The organism is Alkalihalobacillus sp. R86527 (assembly GCF_042466185.1).
GTDB lineage: Bacteria > Bacillota > Bacilli > Bacillales > Guptibacillaceae > Guptibacillus.
This window is the reverse complement of the sequence record NZ_JAXHBW010000001.1, coordinates 2,946,108-2,966,065: the sequence shown is the minus strand read 5'-3', so window position 1 is coordinate 2,966,065 and position 19,958 is coordinate 2,946,108. Positions and strand designations below refer to the sequence as shown.

Genomic DNA, 19,958 nt, shown 5'->3' with positions numbered 1-19,958 from the left:
CTCAACGTATTCACAAGCTTTTCCAAACTGGAAGAGCTTCTTTTTATTGGAAAAAATGATGTCATGGAATCTTTTTTCAGTCATAACGTTATTACGTAGAAGTATAACTTTTTCTAATTTCACTTCCGAATTGGGCAGTCCTGCGTATAGTAAATGGAATTGTATGAAACTATTGGAGGTGTTCGTGTGCCGTTTCCAAGTAATAATCAGTTTACGCCAATATTGGTCGGTGGGAAGGCGTATGCAGATGTAGTAAAGGATATCAATCCGTCCTGGACTGATATTGTAGGGGATGAAAATGCTCCATCGTTTTACTATGCGTATGATACGATCAACGTTTATTTTCGCATGCGTGTCAGAGCAGATCCTCGTAACCGATCGAAGACCTCGTTTCAACGAAATGCGTGGGGAGTATTATTGAATACGACCGGTGTAGCTGGAACGTATGATTGGATGCTTGCCATTAATGGTTTGAAGAATCGCGTGAACCTCATTCAAAACGTTGATAAAGAATTTAATTCCTGGAAAGATTCAGCTGAAGGTACGAATGGAAAAGGAGAGCCGAATTACGAACGTCAGATTATTAACTTTGACGTAGCGCGAGTTGTTCAAGCTGATAGTTCGCTAGGTAATTCTCAGAACTATTTTGTTGATTTTCTTATCCCGGCTTCAACGTTTTTCTCATATTTGGATATCACGCCAAATGATCCGATCCAGATGGTGGCATTTACTGCAACGAACAACAACAACTATAACAAAGATTCTTTACGAACATCTGAAGACTATGAATTCAAGGATGCACTTTCTGATTCAACGACGGTTAACGATGGGAATGTAAGGGCCAACCTACAGATTACGAAAACCATGCTAACAGGCCCGACTGAGCCAGTGGCCGGACGAAACTATGAGTGGACGGGTAGAATCACGCTCACTAATACAGGAAAGAGTCAGGCGACGATCTTAAACGTTGTCGATGTTGTAGCGCTCGACGTTGTTTCTGTCTTTGAAGCGACTTCCGTTTCTCAAGGTTCTACCGCTTATAACGAAGGTAATAAAACGCTCACATGGACTGTTGGAGATCTAGAAGCTGGAGAGAGCGCAACGTTAGATTTTGTAGAAAACGGCTTGTTCTATACTTCAGGAGAACAGGTCTTAAACGTAGCAACAGGTATTGGATTCGACTTATTTACGGGAGGTGACCTTGTTCCTGTAAGGGCAGCGGCTACAGTTGATGTTCAGGCTACTGGTGGTGTAGCGGGGAATGTCTTAAATCAGGTGAACGGCCTACCGGAAGAGAATGTGACGGTGCGATTGTTGTCGGGTGGGACTGAGGTCGCTACGACGCAAACGGATGCATTCGGAGATTACAATTTCACAGGTATCGTTGCTGACACGTACACGCTCGAGTTTACAAAAGCGGATTTTGATGATGTGACACGAAATGTTGAGGTCACTGAAGATAACGTCACCATCGTTAATCTTTATATCGCTCCTGTATTAGGGAATTTAGCTGGGACGGTTACTTCTGGAGGTTCTCCGGTCGCTGGAGCAAAGGTAGCCATTTCCAATAATATCGGTCAAGAAATCCTTGCGACGACGACGGATGCAGCAGGTGAGTACACGCTAAACAATGTGCAGCCGGGTCATTATATCTTGACGGTTACAGCTGATGGGTATCAATCGCAGTCGATTGGGAAAGATGTGATCTCAAACGATACATCGACCGAAAATTTTGCGCTAGCTCCAAACCCAGGAACGGTCGAAGGGACGGTGACAAGCGATGGCGCACCAATTGCCGGTGCAACTGTTGATATTATCGGCTCAACAGGCCTTGTCGTTGCTTCTGCAACCACTGACGCAGCTGGTCAATGTGTGATCAATCGACTAGCTCCTGGTTCCTACCGTTTCAGAGCAAAAGCGGCTTCTTATCAGACGTTTAACGTAGGGTTTTCAGTCCTCGCTGGTCAAACAGCGGAAGTGGAAATTGACCTTCTTCCTAACCCTGGTTCCGTTGAAGGACGTGTGAAGGATGAAGACGATAATGATGATTTAGTAGGGTGTACTATCAAAATAACCAACTCGTTTGGATTAACGATCGCGAACGCCACGACAGATGCAAACGGTCGTTTCAGTGTTGGCTCTCTTGCACCAGGAAATTATGTATGTACCTTTGCTTCGGATGGTCATGGAGCAAAGAACTTTGGTTTTTATATTCGCTCTGATGAAACAACCACGCTCGATTGTTTTCTGAAGCGCTTGACGGGGGTTCTTGCAGGTACTGTCTTATCGGATGGAACGCCAGTAGGTGGAGCTAAGATTGATGTGGTTGCAAACAATATCGTCGTTGCGAAAACCATCGCAAACGATGATGGCACATACACGATCAGGGGCTTATCTCCAGGAAGGTATACATGTATTTTTACAGCGGATGGGTACTCTACAACGACGTTAGGCGCGCTCATTACCAACAATCGAACGTTCACATTGAATGCTGAACTCCAACAGATTTTTGGAAGTTTAACCGGTACCGTCACGACCGATGCTGGTGCTCCGCTTGCTGGTGCGGTTGTCCTTGTGAACAATTCGGACTCGGACGTTCTTGTTTCAAGACGAGTAACGGATACGAACGGTGATTATTCAGTAAGTGATCTCAACCCAGGAAGTTATTCGATAACCGCTTCGTTTCCTAACTACCAATCGTTATTAGGTGGTGCGATTATTACGTCTGGAAATGTATCAGAGCTTGACTTCTCGCTTTCTCCTAATCCTTCTACTATTGTTGGTACGATTATAAACGAAGAGACAGGTGATCGGATTACGGGAGAACCGATTCAGATGCAATTGATCGATTCGAACGGGGTTTTGTTAGCGACAACGTTCTCAACGAATGATGGAGAATTTACGTTTGAGAATGTCCTTGTCAACACGTATACAATCAATGCGAATACAGAAGCCTATCGTAGTTCTTATGCAAGTGTAAAAACAGAGCCAGGTCAAACTGTGACAACAAGCGTAGGACTTGTACCACTACCTGGTTTTATAACAGGTACGTTACGAGATGCTGACACGGGTGTGCCGATCGCTGGAGCAACAATCAATATTAGCAACGCGTTAGGATTCCAGGTGGATTCGTTGATCACGAGTGGGGATGGAGAGTTTTTAACAGTAGGGTTACCAGCTGGTATTTATACGATGGCTGTCGTGGCACAAGGCTACGAAACGAGCCTAATCGGGGAAATCGTACCGTGGGGCTTTACGAAGAGCATCGATATTGAGTTGAAGGCGAATCCTGGTTCGATCAGTGGCATTGTCACCCCTGCTGCAGAAAACTTAATCGTTCAACTGTATACATTGGATAACCAACTGGTTAACGCGACAGCAGCTGATCCATCAGGAGCATATCAATTTGAGAATTTAGCGCCAGGAAACTATATTCTAAAAGCCGCAGCACCTAATTATTCTGTCGCTTGCACAGGTGCATTCGTTCAATCTGACACGGTAGCAAATGTACCGATGACGATTAAGCCGAATCCTGGTTCAATCAGCGGAAACGTTGTGAACGATCTTGGCGAGACGTTAGCAAACGCCACAATCTCGCTACTCGATGTGAACGAGACTCCAATCGCGTACGGAAATACGGACGTTGATGGCAACTACTATATTAGTAACGTGCCTCCTGGTAGCTATGCGCTCGTCGTGAAGCTTATGATGCATACAACAACGTCAGGGACAGTAGCAGTTGAAGCAGGTCAAGACGTGGAAGATATCGATTTTGTAATGGCGAGATTGTTAGGAACCATTTCGGGTGGCGTATCGGACTTTCAAACTGGCGAAGTGATAACGGGAGCTTCCGTTCTTCTCAGAAATAGTCTTGGGATCCTCATCAAATACTCGACAAGTGACCAGTTCGGGAAGTTCTTATTTCGGAACGTTGGGCCTGATTCCTATACGGTTACATGTTCAGCACCGAATTTTTCGACTGAAATCACAGGGGTCATCGTACCGCCTGGAGAAACGTCTGGCGCTAATGTAAGGCTGAAAACAACTGTCGGTGATATCGAAGGGCAGGTTGTTGATGAAAACGGTGACCCGATCAGTGGAGATAACATACAGCTAAAGCTTCTCGGGGCGAACAAAGAGTTACTACAAGCACTTTTAGCGAACCCTGACGGCTCTTTTGTGATTCCGAGCTTATCGGAAGGGACCTATTTCGTTACGGCAACACTTGAAGGCTATACGGCAAACCTTGTGTCAGCAATCATCACACCAGGTGAGGTAAGTAATGCGGTCGTTCAACTGTCGCCTATTCTTGCTACTGTGAACGGAACAGTTCTTGATGCAAATACAGGCACTCCGATTACTGGCACAGCTGTCTTTTTATCATTAACAAAGAGTACTGGGGTATTGGTATCGAATCTTTACCCGAGTGAGAATGGTGTGTTTCTGTTCGATTCTGTATTACCAGGCTCGTATTTGTTGAATGTGAATGCAGAAGGATATGGTAATGAAGTCATCACAGTTACGGTACCTCTGGAAGGGATTGAAATTGATATTTCCCTCGAACAGAATCCTGGTGCAGTTACGGGATACGTGACGAATCAACTTTCGAGTGAACCGTTAACGAATGCCGTCGTAACAGTGAGTAACTTCGGGAAAACGTTAGAGAGTAAAGTGGTGACAGATAGCTTTGGTCAATTTACTTTCCCGAATCTTTCTCCAGGTGATTACCGTGCGATCGTTTCAGCAGAAGGCTTCTCAAGTCAAAGTGCCACGTTCGTCATTTTGCCGGATCAAACGACTTCATTAAGCTTCATCATAACGCCTGAGCCAGGTGATCTGATAGGTACTGTTACAGATGACGGAACAGGTGAGCCAATTCCTGGTGTTAACATTCAGGTTCGTTATTTAACACCAACAGGCCCTGTGTATGCAAGCACATTAACCGATGAGAATGGGGTTTATCGGACAGAAGGGTTGTTTGCTGGAACATATACGGTCATAGCGTTCGCAGAAAGTGGATATGGTTCCTCGAGTGCGTCTGTGAAAGTACCGGCGAATGGATCAAGGACGTTGGATTTCACACTCGAGCCATTCCCGGCTACAGCAGAAGGAACGATACGAGACGAAACGACTGGTGAGCCAGTCGCAAATGTATTTGTTAGGTTATTAGATATACACGGAAGTTCGATTCAAACGGTGAACTCAGATCGAAACGGGTTCTATCGTTTTACAAACTTCACAGCGAGTCAGTACCTTATTTCAGCGATTACCCCTAATTACCAGCGTGTGCAAGTATCGATCAATCCAAGTCCAGGAGAAACGGTAGTCAGCGACATCTTCTTCACAGCTGACCCTGGTGGGATTTCTGGTATTATTCTCGATGCTCAAACAGAATCACCGTTAGTAGGGGCACAGGTAGAAGTGTATTCTCCAGGATCAACTGTACCGGTAGCACGTCGCACAGCTGGAGCGAGCGGCGACTTTTCGATTACAGGGGTGTTTCCAGGTTCATTTACGATCAGCGCGTATACACTTAATTATAGTCAGGAAATCAAAGGAATTGTTGTCGAGTCCAATGAGACGACGGAATTAGAATTTCGCCTCGTTCCTGATCCGGTAACAATAGCGGGCACTGTTGTGGATGATACTGGCGCACCTCTAGCGAACGTAAGTGTTCGAATCATCGATGAATATGAAGTGGAGGTCGGAAATGGGATCTCAGATATCGATGGTAACTTCTCTGTAGGTAGTTTACCTAGTGGTTCTTTCACAGTGATCGCAGGTATCGATGATTATGCTGAATTTACTACAGGTGTTTCGGTTCTTCCTGGTGACGAATACAACGACCTTACCGTTGTCATGGTTCCGCTTGGAGGTACGTTCAAAGGTAAAGTCGTTAATCAGGAGACAAGTGAAGGCATTCCAGGCGTATTGATTTCTGTATCCACTCCTGAGGGGATTCCAATCATCTCAACAAACTCTGATACGAACGGTGAATTTGTATCACCACTTTTATCACCGGGCATGTATACCGTCATTGCGAGCTCGCCTTACTTTGTTCAAGATCAGACTGGGGTCATCGTTGTATCAAACGAATCATCAGAAGTGCTGTTTTCACTTGCAGAAGTCGGCGGTACAATCTTTGGAACAGTTCTTGGTGCGGATGGCGATCCAATCTTAAACAGTTCGATTGCGATTAGGGTGTTGAATGATAACGGTGCACTGTTGCAAACACTTCAGGCTTTATCTGATGGCACATTTGAAATTCCGAACCTACCTTCTGGTTCGTATCGGATCAATGTGATCGCTGACAAGTATCAAGCATTTACCGTTGGTGCGATCGTAGAAAACGGAGAAATAACCGAGCTAACGGTGCCTTTATTATTGGCGGGTGGTTCGATTCAAGGCACGATCACCGATACGAGTGGTGTACCGCTCTCAGGTAGTTTTGTTGAACTAACTGACGTGAATGGTATTCTCGTTGCAACGATTACAAGTGATCAAAACGGTGAGTTTCTCTTTACGGATATTAAGGTCGGGCAGCTTAATGTAAAAGCGACAGCACCTGACTATGGCGTTTCGTCAATCGGTGTGATCGTTGAACCTGCTGAAGTGTCAACGGTTCAGCTATCCTTGTCACAAATAACCGGTAACATAACAGGGGTCATAACAGATACAGATGGGAACCCAATCAGCAATGCGACAGTCATTGTGACCGATCCAACCAATACGGCGGTAGCTACTGTTATATCAGCTAGCGACGGAACGTATACAGTTCCCCAGCTTGACCCAGGTGAATATACGGTAACGGCTAGTGAGAGCGGTTCCGGAGCAAATGTGGTCACAGGGACGGTTACGCCTGGTGATGAGAGTGGTGTGGATATCACACTGATTCCATTAGGTGCGGTTGTTCAAGGAACCGTATTGGATACAGGAGGAGAAGTCGTTGTAGGGGCAACGGTTGAACTGAGGTCCGTCAGTCCATTCGGACCAATAGTAAGTACTGTCTTAACGGACAGTGATGGAAACTATGACTTTGGGACGATTTCAAACGGAACGTACACCATCGTTGTCACAGCGAACAATTACGGTAGCGAAAGTGGCTCTGTACTCATTGTTGATGGCGTTCCAACGATTCAACAATTTGCGCTTACACCAGATCCTGCTAGCGTAGAAGGCGTGATCACGACAGGTGGTGTTCCTGTTCCGAATGCAGTGGTCAAACTGTTAGATATCACGGAAACGAGTATATTCGAAGTGCAAACTGACGCGGATGGACGCTACCTCATCCAGAATATTAATCCTGGCATTTACACACTAGTAGTGAACAATCCAGATTACCAAGCTGCAAAGCAAGGGTTTACGATCGGGGCAGGAGAGTCGACTACTGTTAACTTTGACTTAGTACCACAACCAAGTGAGATTACTGGAAGGGTACTCAATCTACAAACTAACTTTCCGGTTGTTGGTGCGATTGTGCAAATCTTCTTTGGAGATAGTGTGCAGCCATCTCAACGTGCGGTTACAGATGGTGCAGGGGACTATACGATTACTGGTCTTGCACCTGGGCCGTATACGATTCTTATTACTGCTCCAAACTTTGATACGTTCACAGCAGGAGCGACAGTCGCAGCGAATGAAATCACAACAATCGATGGCTTCCTTACGCCGAATCCTGGTGTTGTCACAGGAAGCGTTGTAGGACCAGACGGGGCAGTGTCAGGGGCAGCAGTCAAAGTGGTCGCACCGAATGGTAGCGTGATCGGATCTGGTGTAACCGATGCGAATGGTGATTGTTCGATCGGGAATCTTCCAGAGGGTATTTATGTTGTGACATGTTCCGCCTCTGAACATGAAAATGCGAAGCAAGGCGTAAATATTTCACCAGGAGAAGTCGTGTCAATTTCCTTTGAACTTGGTACAGAACCCGGCTCTGTCGATGGTATTGTAACCGATGCAGACGGCACTCCTCAACCAGGTACGGTCGTAAACGTTATTTCACCTGATGGCACGATTGTCGACTCTGTTGTCACGGATGAAGAAGGTTTCTATACGATAACGAATCTAGAGCCAAAAACGTATCAAGTTGTAGCAGACCAGCCGAATCAGCCGACGACTTCTGTTGGAGCTGTTGTAACACCGAATGAAACAGTCACGACGGATGTTAAGACGACGCCAACTTTTGGAAGTATAAGTGGAACGATAACAAATGTGAATGGTGATCCTCTCACAAATCGAACCATTCTGATCAACTTGTTCGACCAAAACGATGCGTTCATAACATCTGTGCAAGCTCAAACAGATGGAACGTATACGATTCCAGAGGTGAAGGAAGGAAATTACTTCCTCACTGCAATCTCGAAAGGCTTCAGTCCAGGACAATTCGCTGTCACTGTTGAGGCGGGGGAAGTGAGTTCTGTCGATGTTCCGTTGAGTGTTCAAAGCGGTGGGCTAACGGTACTCGTTGTTGACGAAGTAACAAGCACTCCAGTAACAGGAGTCATCACAAATATCAAAAATGAAACGGGTATTCCGCTCACATCAGCTGTAACAGACCAAGAAGGGAAGGCGGTCGTTGAAAACTTAGAACCGGGAACTGTCGTTGTTTCTGCGGCTGCACCGAATTACACCAATTCATCTCAAGGAGCGATTATCGAGTCTGGTGTCACGAAAGAAGCGATTCTAACGATTTCACCAGAAACCGGTGATCTTGCTGGTGTGATTACAGATCCGAACGGCGATCCAGTTGCAGGAGCAACAATCCAAATTCTCGATTCAAAGCGTTCGGTCATTACAACGGTTTTAACACAAAGTGATGGCGCTTATAAGGTTTTCGATCTAGCATTAGGTATTTACACGATGTTGATCAACAGTCCAGGGTTTGTTCAACAATCGCTGAGTGCGACTATTACAACAGGAGAAACGACAGCAACGAGCATTTCGCTACCGTTTGTTCCAGGCAGTGTGACTGGTATTGTGACCGATTCTGAAACGGGTGCGCTCCTATCGAGGACGAATGTGGAGCTACGCCTGATTAGTTCCTCTGGTCCAGTGATCGCCTCGACCTTGACGGATTCACAAGGGAAGTATACCTTTGCGGATATAGAAGCTGGAAATTATACTGTTGTAGCGAGCAGTCGTTTTTATGGCGATGATGCAGATGCGATTGCAGTAGAATCAGGAAATACAACTTTTGCAGATTTACAGCTCACGGTAACAAAAGCAAGCGTGTCAGGACGAGTGACTGGAACAGGAACGGAGGCATTAGCGAATACGCTTGTAAGAATATCTGACCAAAACAAAACGGTTGTGGCAGAAGTTCAAACAGATGCTGATGGAAATTACCAGTATGAAGGACTTAATCCAGGAGAGTACAATATTGCTGCGATCAATCCAGATTATCGAGCAGAGGTAGTCACGTTCCAGGCAGAACCAGACACACCTACTGTTGTGAATAATTCACTTGTTGCGATTCCGAGTCGATTTACAGGACTTGTCACGGATGCAGAAACAGGTCTTCCGATCGTCGGCGCGATCGTTGAAGTATTTGACTTGCTTAATCGCCCAGTAGATGTTGCACTCACGAACATCGATGGAAGATACACAATAAACGGTCTTAGTAATGAAACGTACGCGCTTCGAGCGTCAGCACAGGGGTATGGCTCTGCAGGTAGGCAGTCAACGCTATTCGTTAACGACACAAATGTCGAGAATTTTGCACTTGGAGAAGTTGCTGCATCGATTTCTGGTACGGTAACCGCTGCACCTACTGGGGCACCGATCAGTGACGCTTCGATCAGTGTATATGATGAAGAAGGTGTTCTTGTTGGGAATGCGTTCACGGAACAGGATGGGACGTATACGATTGGAAATCTTAGCGCGGGAAGCTATACGGTAGCAGCTGATGCTTTTGACTATTTAGAAGAGACAGAGGACGTGACACTGACAACTGGTGAGGACAGAGAAGGAGTCGATTTTGCATTACGTCCAGGTGAGGATGGCGCGATTGTTGGGCGCGTTTCTGACAGTAGAACAGGTGTCCCAATCGATGGCGTGTTGATTCAACTCTATAATGAAGATGGAACGTTGTATCGAGAAGTGAGAACAAATGATGAAGGTGTTTATTCGCTTTCTGGTCTTCCTGTGGGAACGTATGAGATCAGGGCGACGAAAGCAGGATATGAACCATTCTTCGACACGGTAACGGTGATTGCTAATCAAGAAGTCGAGTTCGAAATCAGTCTTATTTCAACGACGCCAGTGCCACCGCCACCAGTTCGTGACGGGTATTACATTACTACGGATGGCGGGCGATTCCTAGCGTTAGATGGAGGGACGGTTCCAACGCTCTTCAGGATGGTAGATATAAATGAAGGCAGGGGGTGTGGAACGTTCTCCTATGAAAGTGAAACTGGTGATACGAGAACGATCACCCTTGATTTATCCGCGATTACCATCACCCCTGTAAGAGGGTAGTTTGAAGCCCGGGAGCTTATGTTCCCGGGTTTTTCTATGTGGCTGAAGCATCTTTGTACCATTTGATTCGTCATCTTAGAAAAAAAGATGTATGCTACAGGATAAGGAAATCTTGCGAGAGCTGAAGGTTCATTGCAAAGCGAAGGAGGTGGCTAAATGGATGGTCTTCATCATGTAGTGAAGATGTGTGAAGCATGTGAGCTTGGTACTGTCCTCAGCATGCCTGAACCAATTCATGGCGGGCTGTTGCATCGAATGTATGCCGTTCATACGACAACCGGAAAGTATGCGATCAAAATGTTGAACAATGACATCATCAGTAGACCTTCTGCGATGCAAAACTTTATCAACTCAGAGCGCATTGCTACTTTGGTCGCAAGCAGATTACCTGCTCTTCCTGCGATTCAAATACATGATTCGTATATCCAACACCTAGATGGTCATTTCTTTCTTGTTTACGATTGGTTGGAAGGGAAGAATTTACACGCAAAGAACATCACGAGCGAGCATAGCGGAAAGATCGGCGCGATTCTTGCCGAGATTCATAAGACTGATTTTTCGATGTTAGGAATTCCTTACGAACGGATTGATGAAGAACAAGGCACAGATTGGGATACATATGTGCAGCGTGGAAAAGAACTAGATGCCGCCTGGGTGCCTCTTCTAGAGAAATACCTGCAAGACCTGTACGACTGGAGCGCGATCGCGAATAAAGCTGCAATTCTCCTTGCACCAGAAGTCGTGATTAGTCACAGAGATCTGGATCCGAAAAATGTCTTGTGGCATGAAGGGGAACCTGTCGTAATCGATTGGGAATCTGCGGGCTACATCAATCCGATGCAAGACCTTCTGGAAACCGCGATTTACTGGGCGAAACCTGATGAAGAAGCGATCGACAAAGGCCGATTCTTTTCATTTATTGAAGCGTATAAGAAACGGTGTGGACCTCAGCATGCGGACTGGAACAAGGTGCTCGGTACTGGCTTTTCAGGAAAACTAGGATGGCTCGCATACAACCTAACGCGTTCACTAAGTCATGACCATTCTGATGTCCAGGAACAGAGGTTAGGGACGGAACAAGTATTTCAGACGATAGAGGAATTGAAGCAATACGCTGAGTCGATTCCAACGTTGGAAGAGTGGTTGGGTGAGGGTGAAGGGTGACTTTTGTTTTGTCTTGTCTTTATGATGTTTCAACTTCGAGTATTCAAGTAAAGAGGAGCATATCCGAAATTGCGGATATGCTCCCTTTTTTTTGAATATGTACTTCTAGAGCTAGTAACGAAGGAATGTCCGAATCCCTATCCTCATAGACTTAGAGAAATGAAAGGAGGTTGTCTCAATGCTTGAGTGGAGTGCTGTTTTTGTAGCCATCGCGTTTATTATTCTCGTCATCTATTTGGTTTTGACCTTACGAAAACTCATGGCAACACTGGCAGAAACAAAGGAGACGCTGTCTAGCGTCCGGACATCCGTAAACGGCATTACTGATGAAGCAGAAGAACTGATTCATCAAGCCAACGAAATCTCGGTTGATGTAAAAGGAAAAATGGAAGCCGTTGATCCGCTAATCGAGTCCGCTCATGATGTGGGGGATATGATACACGATGTAACGAGCTCAATAAAAAGAACGGCTTTGCAAAAGAACAATAAGAAAACAATCCATACACAGGAAAGTAAGCCGGTGCAGATTAAATTGAAGTAAGGAGCACGAAACTTGGTGAAAGCTTTCTCAAGTTTCCATAATGAATACAAAAAAGAAGCCCGCTTTGGGGCTTCTTAGTTTGTAGGTTAACCCTTTTATTGAGCTCCCTATACCGTAGTAGTTTGACTACCGCTTGCTTTCCTGTGGACGAACGCGGGAGTCAAGCGGTATTCACTCCTACTAGATGGCGATGAAGCTAAGCATAACGACCAGTTCTATTGAATCCAATTAAATAAGAAAAATCTTTCTTTCCATTTTTATCACGTTAATTATTAAAGATTCTTGATTTGATGAAAAATGATTTAATTTATCTCATAATAACGTAGATTGGAGCGGAAATCCCTCTTACTTATTGCTAAAGGTAAAAGGAAAAGCTGCCGAGATTTTCTCGACAGCTTGAGAAGCCCACTGAGGGGCTTCTTTTGCTGGTAATAAGCTGTTCTTTAGTACTAACGATTATTGATAATTGATAATCGCTGGGTTTGGATCAAGCTGAAGTACTTCGGAAGGGGTAAGCACAGGCTTATCTTTGTTATAGAAAATCTTAAATCCGCCGTATTGAACGGGCTCGTTTCGAACAAATTTACGGTAGAGTGACATTTTTGTTCCATAATCACCATAGCCATCAAAGTTCAAGGCAACTTCAACATTATCGGTTGGTTTGATCACTTGCTTATTTGTGACAGCGTGGTCCGTAAATTGGTGGACGAGTACGATTTTATCTGGTAAGTCGTTTTCTTCTACAAAAGTAGAAACATAGTCGACGACTTCTTGTACTTCTGATCCATCGACACTACCAAGGTCGATGCCAGGTGTTTGCCCTTCTTTAACATGGAACTCGGTATCAATGGCTACATGCACGTAAGGGAGCTTCAACCATTTTTCTAAAAGCTTCACTTGATGCAGAGCCGTATCGCGTCCGAGCTGAACATCAAGCATGAGAATAGCATTGTGTTTCTTTGCGAGCTCTGCGTATTCATCAATGTCCTCTTCAGAAGTCATGTGATAGTACTTGCCATTCGGACCTGGATTACGCTGAGCAATCGTTGTGATTAGCTCGATTGTAGGAATGGCCGGACGTTCTGGATCAGCATCAGAATAAGCCTGCGTTTGTTCTTTTAACTTCTTCATAAGGGCCTCAGGCTCCATCTCACCGAGAATCCCCATTTGTGTTGAGCTCGGCTGCCCATAATACGCAACAAGGCGATGGTCTTTAAGAATCCCATCCGTTTCGTCGGTTATGCCTTCCATTAACGTTTGGCCAACGGGCGTCTTTCTTGTGCGATCTTCACCGTGTGCTTCGACGACCGGCATTTTCGCCAATTCCTCTTCTGTCATCGATTCCTTTAGCGGTTTGGCGTCTTCAGACGGTGCTAGTGGTTCAAAAGGTTGGGGCGCTTCTTCTTGTTCAGCCTTTTTTTCGTTTTCTTTGTTTGCATCTTCGTTCGTTTCTTGCTGGTCTGCTTTTTCGTCATTCTGCTCGTTAGTGGATGCGGTATCCGAACAACCGGTAACCACAGCAACTAAAGCAACGAGAAGAAGAAGGAATAACTTCCTCATGATGTTCACTTCCTTATGTAAGTTAATGAGATTCATAGTTTTGTCAAAAAGACCCTCTCATTCTAACATAGGAAAAGGAATACGGAACGAAAAGAGATGTTGAATAGGGAAAATGAGGTAATCAGTACTAATACTAGCCATAAAAATTGTCATTCACTTAAAGCTTATCCAACGATGATCTTCCAGTTATCAATTAAAGTGGAAATGAACTATCAAAGTGAAGAAAAAGAGGCAGTTTGCATCGATGGTATTAAAAAAAGGGTTCCTATTATTTTTAACGGGGTTAATCCGGATGTATAAGTATCTTCCTCCAGATAAATTAGAGGGTCTATCTCTGGTGAACGGTTAGAAAACCCATCTTTGTTATATGCCTACACCCTTAAAAACTTACCTACATATCTTATTAAAAACAAAGGGGAAGAATTATGTCATTATTTAAAGATAATTGTTGCAAAAGAAGCAATCATAAAAGTTGTTTTTGCGATTGTTGTTGTCCGGGACCACAAGGGCCCCCGGGACCACAGGGGCCGCCTGGAACTCCAGGAGGTCCACCAGGACCTGTAGGACCAGCTGGACCAACAGGGGCAACTGGACCTCAAGGTATCCCAGGAACGACAGGACCACAAGGACCACAGGGAGAACAAGGAATTCCAGGTCCAACTGGAGCAACTGGAGCAACTGGGCCTGCAGGGGCGACTGGACCATCAGGACCACAGGGAATTCAAGGACCATCTGGCCCAGCAGGGGCAACTGGACCTCAAGGAGTTCCAGGACCCACAGGACCACAGGGACCCGCAGGAGGAGTCTTGGATTTTGCGGATTTTTTTGCATTGATGCCTCCAAATAATGCAGCAACAGTAGCTCCTGGCACAGACGTAAGTTTTCCACAAGATGGACCAACTAGTGGAACTGGTGGTATTACCCGTACGGGCCCCAGTTCATTTAATTTATCTGGAATCGGAGTATATCAGATTTTGTTCCAGGTGAGTGTGGACGAAGCTGGACAATTGATTCTAACTCTCAATGGTGCTGACCTAGCCTATACCGTAGTTGGAAGAGCAACAGGTACTTCTCAAATAGTAGGGATGGCTCTTGTGCAAACGACATCCGTCAATTCAGTACTTACGGTACGAAATCCTGCTGGAAATTCCACAGCACTAACCATTACTCCTCTAGCAGGAGGGACCAGACCTGTATCAGCACATCTTGTTATCACGCGACTCCAATAAACGAAACAATTGGAAATGAATGTAGCGAAAGGGATTTGGAAATTCTCTGTATTTGCTGGCATCTTAATAGGATAAAGACAAAATGACGTGTGAAAACTTGTTTAAACAGTTTTCACACGTCATTTTTAGTTTCATATTAAATTTAGCACTCGAAACGGAACGCATTAGAGTGGAGCAGCCTCCGTGCTTTTGTTGCTTATCTTTTCTCAGCGATAGACTGATACACGTGATACCCACTCGTCGATACGCCGATCGTCCCCGCACCTGGAAATACACTATCTCCACATAGCCATAATCCATCAAGGCCTGTTCGATGTGAAAGACTATTGAATAAGCTGTATTCGTTTGTTTGTGGAAAGCCACCGACCATGCCGTTCGGTCGTTTCGTGAATCGCTCCCAAGCGCGCGGTGCGCCTGTCATCATCAAATCGATTCCGCTTCTTACATCTGGAATCACCCGTTCGATGCCGTTTAGAACTTTTTCAGTTAAGTGTTCTTTGTAGTGATCATACTTTTCTTTCGTATCCCAGTGATGAAGTTCGGTATGGGTGCTCACGGTGAGCGTGCGATATCCGAGTGGGGCTCGAATTCGGTCTTTCGAGCTAGAAAGAGAGAGAAAGAGGTGATCGCCTTCCGTCATCGTGCCGTCTTCACCGAATACTTGATTGAAAAGAGCCGTATAGTCTGGAATCACAGTCTCTTCGATCGCGAGATACAAGGTGAAGGCTCCCCATTGCGAAATCGTACTTCTTTTTTGTAGTTTCTTCGGTAATTCTTTTTGAAGAGGCTCTGGAAGGAGTGGAACAAAGCTTTGGACAGGAAGGTTGCAGACAAGGTGATCAGCTTTCCAATTCTCGCCGCGCTGATCGACAGCAACCCACTTGTTCTTCTCGTTACGAATGGTCTGGATATGCTTGCGTTTAAACGTCTTGCCACCATGTTCTTCGATAGATGCGTGTAGCTTTTCAGCGATAGTATAGAGGCCGCCTTCTGTGTAGTACGCGCCTTCATGGTAAATATCAAGCGCAAGTGCGCCCATCAGTGCAGAACACTCGCTGCTCGTCGCCTGCATGCTGTCGATCAATTGGCCATCGATGAAATGACGAAATGCATGCGCTTCAGAGAGGTGATGTTTCTTTAAGAGGTATCCCATCGTATGACGTAAATAGGGGAGAAGTTTTGGTGTTCCGATCTTGATGGAGAAGAGTAGTTTTCTCCATTCAGTCATCGTTACGGGTGGTAAGACAGGGAGTGGTTTAATTAATTTTCGGATCTCGGCGCCCATTTTCCATATTTCTTGATAGAACGCAACGATCTGATCCGCATGTTCTGGAAATTGAGATGCACATTCTGCCAGATGACGATTTCGATCAGCATAGTAAGGCATAACGGATGAGCCGTTATAGACCCTCATTATTTCATCCAGTTTGAAAAATGGCACAGAAATCCCGAGCTCATCGAAAATGCGGTGATGGATGCCGCCTTCTTCAAATCCCATCCCCATCGTGGCCCCGACAGGAAAAAGGTAATCCTTCCTACTGAACTTACCTGCAGAACCGCCCCATTCATTCGACGCTTCAAGCACAGTAACGGTATAGCCGTCCTTTGCGAGTAGCGCCCCGGCAGTTAATCCACCGATTCCGCCCCCGATGATGATGATATCCAAACGAATCCCTCCAAGATGTGCCGAAACTTATATCTTCTATTATAAGGGTGAATAGAACGAGTTGCATGGTTAATGCATGGATTGGTCTTCTAGAGACTTTAGTGAAGATATGGTAAAATAATGAAAATTTAAAGGAAGTACGAGATAATTTAGGAAAAGGAAAGAGTAACAGCGCTTGGCGTTAGAAAAGATGGAGAAGGAACGTCCAGGGTTTATGCCCCGTATGATCTGAATGTTCTTTTTATAAGGAGGGTTCGAGCGAATAAGGTGTTGATCACATGTGAGGTATATGAAGCGAAAGCTGCGAAGTGGACGAGCAAGTGGGACCTACATGTGATTCCATGGGAGGAAGCGTGAGTATAAGAAAAAGCTCGTTCAAGAGGTAATGTTCTTCTAATTATTGAAGAAGTTAGAACAAAGACGGAGTTAACCTTCTTAGATATTAGCATTCTTCTGTGAATTCTAGTAGTATAAACGCAGAACAGGAAGAAAGGGTGATAATTTGAGAAATAGTATGAAACAGCTATTTTCTGATCAGAGAAGCATTCATGTTTTATATGCTTACTATAATATGAAGGATTAAATCACGAAGGTTATGGAGTTTATATATGATGGTATTCAGGCAGGCGATTACGTCATTCTTATTGAAAATGAACCAATCTATCGCCAAATTCTTGAAGAATTGCCAAATTGGTTAACGAATGATGAAATGAAATATGTCCACCGTGTAAACAATTTTGATTTCTACTTTTCGAGTGGTAGTTACCATCCACCCGCAATTGTTGAGTACTTTAACAAAACCGTTCAACCTTATGTTGAAAAGAATAGACCTTTTCGATCGTGGGCACATGTGGAATGGGCTTCTATGGAAGAACCGTTGCATATTATAGAAGATTTCGAGAAAATCGTACACGAAGCTGTGAATGACTATTCTTTTCCACTAATATGTGCTTATGATGGTGAGCGAATGCCAGACTATCTCGTTAACATTCTTATGGAGACGCATCCGTATGTTCTTAAAGATGATCATTTCTCTGATTCTGAACAATATCAGGCGAATTAACCTACCAATAAAGAGAATGACGTTAACAGGATGAAACGATGGAATGTGAGCTTTGTTATGCTGGTTTTTACTAGGATATAAGGCTGCTTCATCTATTGGAAAAAGACTCGTCGCTATTAATAACCGGTTCTGTTACTTATGGCAAACAATGAAAGTGCAAACTAAAATGACCTGCGAATTGTATATGAATTCGCAGGTCATTTTTCATGGTACTGTATACATACAAAGTGGTTTGCATAGTTACCAATCAATTCAAATTGAAACATTTTTCTTATGTGGTCGTATGTATTGAGAGATAGTATGGTGAAAAACTGGCAAGGGAGTTATTCGTCATTTTTCTTCTGATTGAGCCTTAACTAGAAATGATATATCAAAATGAAAACATAGACTTGTTGTTATTATGAAGCCGGTAGTTAAAGTAGGTCAGGGTTCTGCAGTAAAATGATACAAAAATATTTCAGAGGGGATAGTAAATGATTAAAGAAATATATGAATCTCTAAGTGAAGCACAATTAAAAAAGTATGCAGAACTTGCTGTACGAGCTGGTGTAAATCTGCAGAATAATCAACTGTTGATTATTCATAGTGATATACAGAATGCTGCGTTTGCACGTCTAATCCAAACGGCAGCCTACGAAGCAGGAGCGTCAAATGTATTTATAGATTGGAAAGATGAACAGTCTACCAAAGAATTTTTCTTACATGCATCAGAGCGTGTTATCGATCACTTTCCTGATTGGCAGGCTGCTCGTTTCAAAGAGTGGGACGATGCAGGCGCTGCGTACATCCATATCATTTCTGAAAACGTAGATGTCTTTAAGGAGGTTTCTACAGAAAGAATCAGTCGTTTCCAAAAAGCTTCTCGCGCCAAATTGAAGGATTATTATGCGAAAATTAGATCCCATGAGATACGCTGGTGTCTTCTAGCTGTCCCATGCATTGTATGGGCAACTAAAGTATTCCCCAATCTAAGTAAAGAAGAAGCTTTCCATTCATTATGGAAATTAATTTTAAAAGGGTCTCGGGCAGATGGTGAAAACCCTATAAAAGAGTGGGAGAGTCACAATAGAGCCTTCGAGTTTCGAAAAAAGTTCCTAAACGAGAGTCAATTTGAATCCCTGCATTTTACAAATAGCCGTGGAACTGATTTATTAGTGGGTCTACCAAAAAATCACCTCTATATCGGTGGCGGTGTCATAGATGAAAATGGAATACCATTCTTCCCGAACATACCTACGGAAGAAATATTTACAGCTCCTCATAAAAATAAGGTGAATGGCAAATTGGTAGGTACGAAGCCTCTTATCTATGGGGGAAGTGTCATTGATGAATTTTATTTAATTTTTAAAGATGGACGGATTATCGACTATTATGCAGCAAAGGGACAGGAAGTGTTACAAAATCTCATCGAAACAGATGAAGGATCACATTATCTAGGTGAAATTGCCTTGGTTTCTAATAAATCTCCTCTTGCTCAGGCAGATACTCTTTTCTACAATACCTTGTTTGATGAAAATACTTCCTGTCATATTGGAATCGGACATGCATCTCCTTCCAATATTCAACATGGCATTGACCAATCTGAGGAAGAGTTGAAGGCAGCGGGTTTGAATCCTTCACTATTGTTAGTCAATGTGACCTTTGGTACCGAAGATATGAAAGTAGTTGGCATTAAAGAAGATGAAACGGAAGTCCTGCTAATGAAGGATGAGGATTTCCAATTCTAAATCACAAAACGGGAGCGGTTGCAAAATAGTAAGCGTTTTAGTGAAATAGGCTAGCTAATAGAGTAAAAGTGTTCTATCGTTATTCTATCGGCTACCTATATGGAGGAATTCGATCAAATCGTATTACATAGGGAAGCCTTTGCAGAAGAAGGGCTTGCAGCTTCGGTATTGGCATATCTATCATTGTAGAGATGTTTTAAATATGTTTATTGTGAGGGGGATGAAAAGTTGGGATTATTTTTTTATCTTACGATCGTGATTGGTTGCTCACTCATCTATTTTGGCTTTGTAAAGAAAACAGAAAGAGATATAAAAATGAAAGAGCTAGAGCTTGAAGCGAAAAAGGTTGAGTTGGAAATGAAGAAGTTGGAGAATTGTCAGGACAGCAGTGAATTAGAAGGAAAGTAGACGCTCTGGTTTTGAATTTTATATTACCTGTTCTTAAAGTTGATAATGATTTTAAATGACTGAATAAAAGCCACATCTTAATCCCTCTTGGATTAAGATGTGGCTTGATTTATTTCAAATACCC

General features: G+C 44.0%; 9 protein-coding genes and 2 pseudogenes. 9 read left to right on the top strand and 2 right to left on the bottom strand.

All coding sequences use genetic code 11. The annotated features are described in order from the left end of the window. Nucleotides 1-186 precede the first annotated feature (186 nt). The 3 genes from SJY16_RS15380 to SJY16_RS15370 all read left to right on the top strand — a co-directional run bounded on the left by SJY16_RS15380 (nt 187) and on the right by SJY16_RS15370 (nt 12,181). Nucleotides 187-10,476, top strand: a complete 10,290-nt coding sequence (locus SJY16_RS15380) for an MSCRAMM family protein (RefSeq protein ID WP_377890517.1) — start codon at nt 187-189, stop codon at nt 10,474-10,476. Nucleotides 10,477-10,632: 156 nt separating this feature from the next. Continuing rightward, complete coding sequence (locus SJY16_RS15375; protein WP_377890515.1) at nt 10,633-11,640, top strand: aminoglycoside phosphotransferase family protein; 1,008 nt, start codon at nt 10,633-10,635, stop codon at nt 11,638-11,640. 178 nt (nt 11,641-11,818) lie between these two features. Then, nucleotides 11,819-12,181, top strand: coding sequence for a DUF948 domain-containing protein (locus SJY16_RS15370; RefSeq protein WP_377890513.1), 363 nt, complete (start codon nt 11,819-11,821; stop codon nt 12,179-12,181). Between the two features lie 456 nt (nt 12,182-12,637). On the opposite strand, the gene SJY16_RS15365 is transcribed toward SJY16_RS15370, so the two are convergent. Then, nucleotides 12,638-13,741 carry a hypothetical protein gene (locus SJY16_RS15365; protein ID WP_377890511.1) on the bottom strand — a complete coding sequence of 368 codons (1,104 nt, stop codon included), beginning with the start codon at nt 13,739-13,741 and terminating at the stop codon, nt 12,638-12,640. Between the two features lie 144 nt (nt 13,742-13,885). On the opposite strand from SJY16_RS15365, the pseudogene SJY16_RS15360 reads away from it, so the two are divergent. Beyond that, nucleotides 13,886-14,038: pseudogene (locus SJY16_RS15360) on the top strand (AraC family transcriptional regulator); the annotation flags it as partial. 128 nt (nt 14,039-14,166) lie between these two features. After that, nucleotides 14,167-14,970 (top strand): collagen-like protein, encoded by an 804-nt coding sequence (locus SJY16_RS15355; RefSeq protein ID WP_377890510.1) that lies wholly within the window; start codon nt 14,167-14,169, stop codon nt 14,968-14,970. Between the two features lie 196 nt (nt 14,971-15,166). On the opposite strand, the gene SJY16_RS15350 is transcribed toward SJY16_RS15355, so the two are convergent. Continuing rightward, the gene (locus SJY16_RS15350; RefSeq protein ID WP_377890508.1) at nt 15,167-16,636 is read right to left on the bottom strand and encodes an FAD-dependent oxidoreductase; all 1,470 of its coding nucleotides are present in this window, start codon (nt 16,634-16,636) and stop codon (nt 15,167-15,169) included. A 171-nt stretch (nt 16,637-16,807) separates the two neighbouring features. On the opposite strand from SJY16_RS15350, the pseudogene SJY16_RS15345 reads away from it, so the two are divergent. From SJY16_RS15345 to SJY16_RS15330, 4 genes and pseudogenes are all read left to right on the top strand, one after another. Then, nucleotides 16,808-16,993, top strand: a pseudogene (locus SJY16_RS15345) (nucleotidyltransferase family protein); the annotation flags it as partial. 238 nt (nt 16,994-17,231) lie between these two features. Continuing rightward, nucleotides 17,232-17,699 carry an MEDS domain-containing protein gene (locus SJY16_RS15340; protein ID WP_377890506.1) on the top strand — a complete coding sequence of 156 codons (468 nt, stop codon included), beginning with the start codon at nt 17,232-17,234 and terminating at the stop codon, nt 17,697-17,699. 473 nt (nt 17,700-18,172) lie between these two features. Continuing rightward, nucleotides 18,173-19,426 carry an aminopeptidase gene (locus SJY16_RS15335; protein ID WP_377890504.1) on the top strand — a complete coding sequence of 418 codons (1,254 nt, stop codon included), beginning with the start codon at nt 18,173-18,175 and terminating at the stop codon, nt 19,424-19,426. Nucleotides 19,427-19,654: 228 nt separating this feature from the next. Beyond that, entirely contained in the window at nt 19,655-19,834 is a 180-nt protein-coding gene (locus SJY16_RS15330; RefSeq protein ID WP_377890503.1) for a hypothetical protein, read from the top strand. The last annotated feature ends 124 nt before the right edge of the window (nt 19,835-19,958 follow it).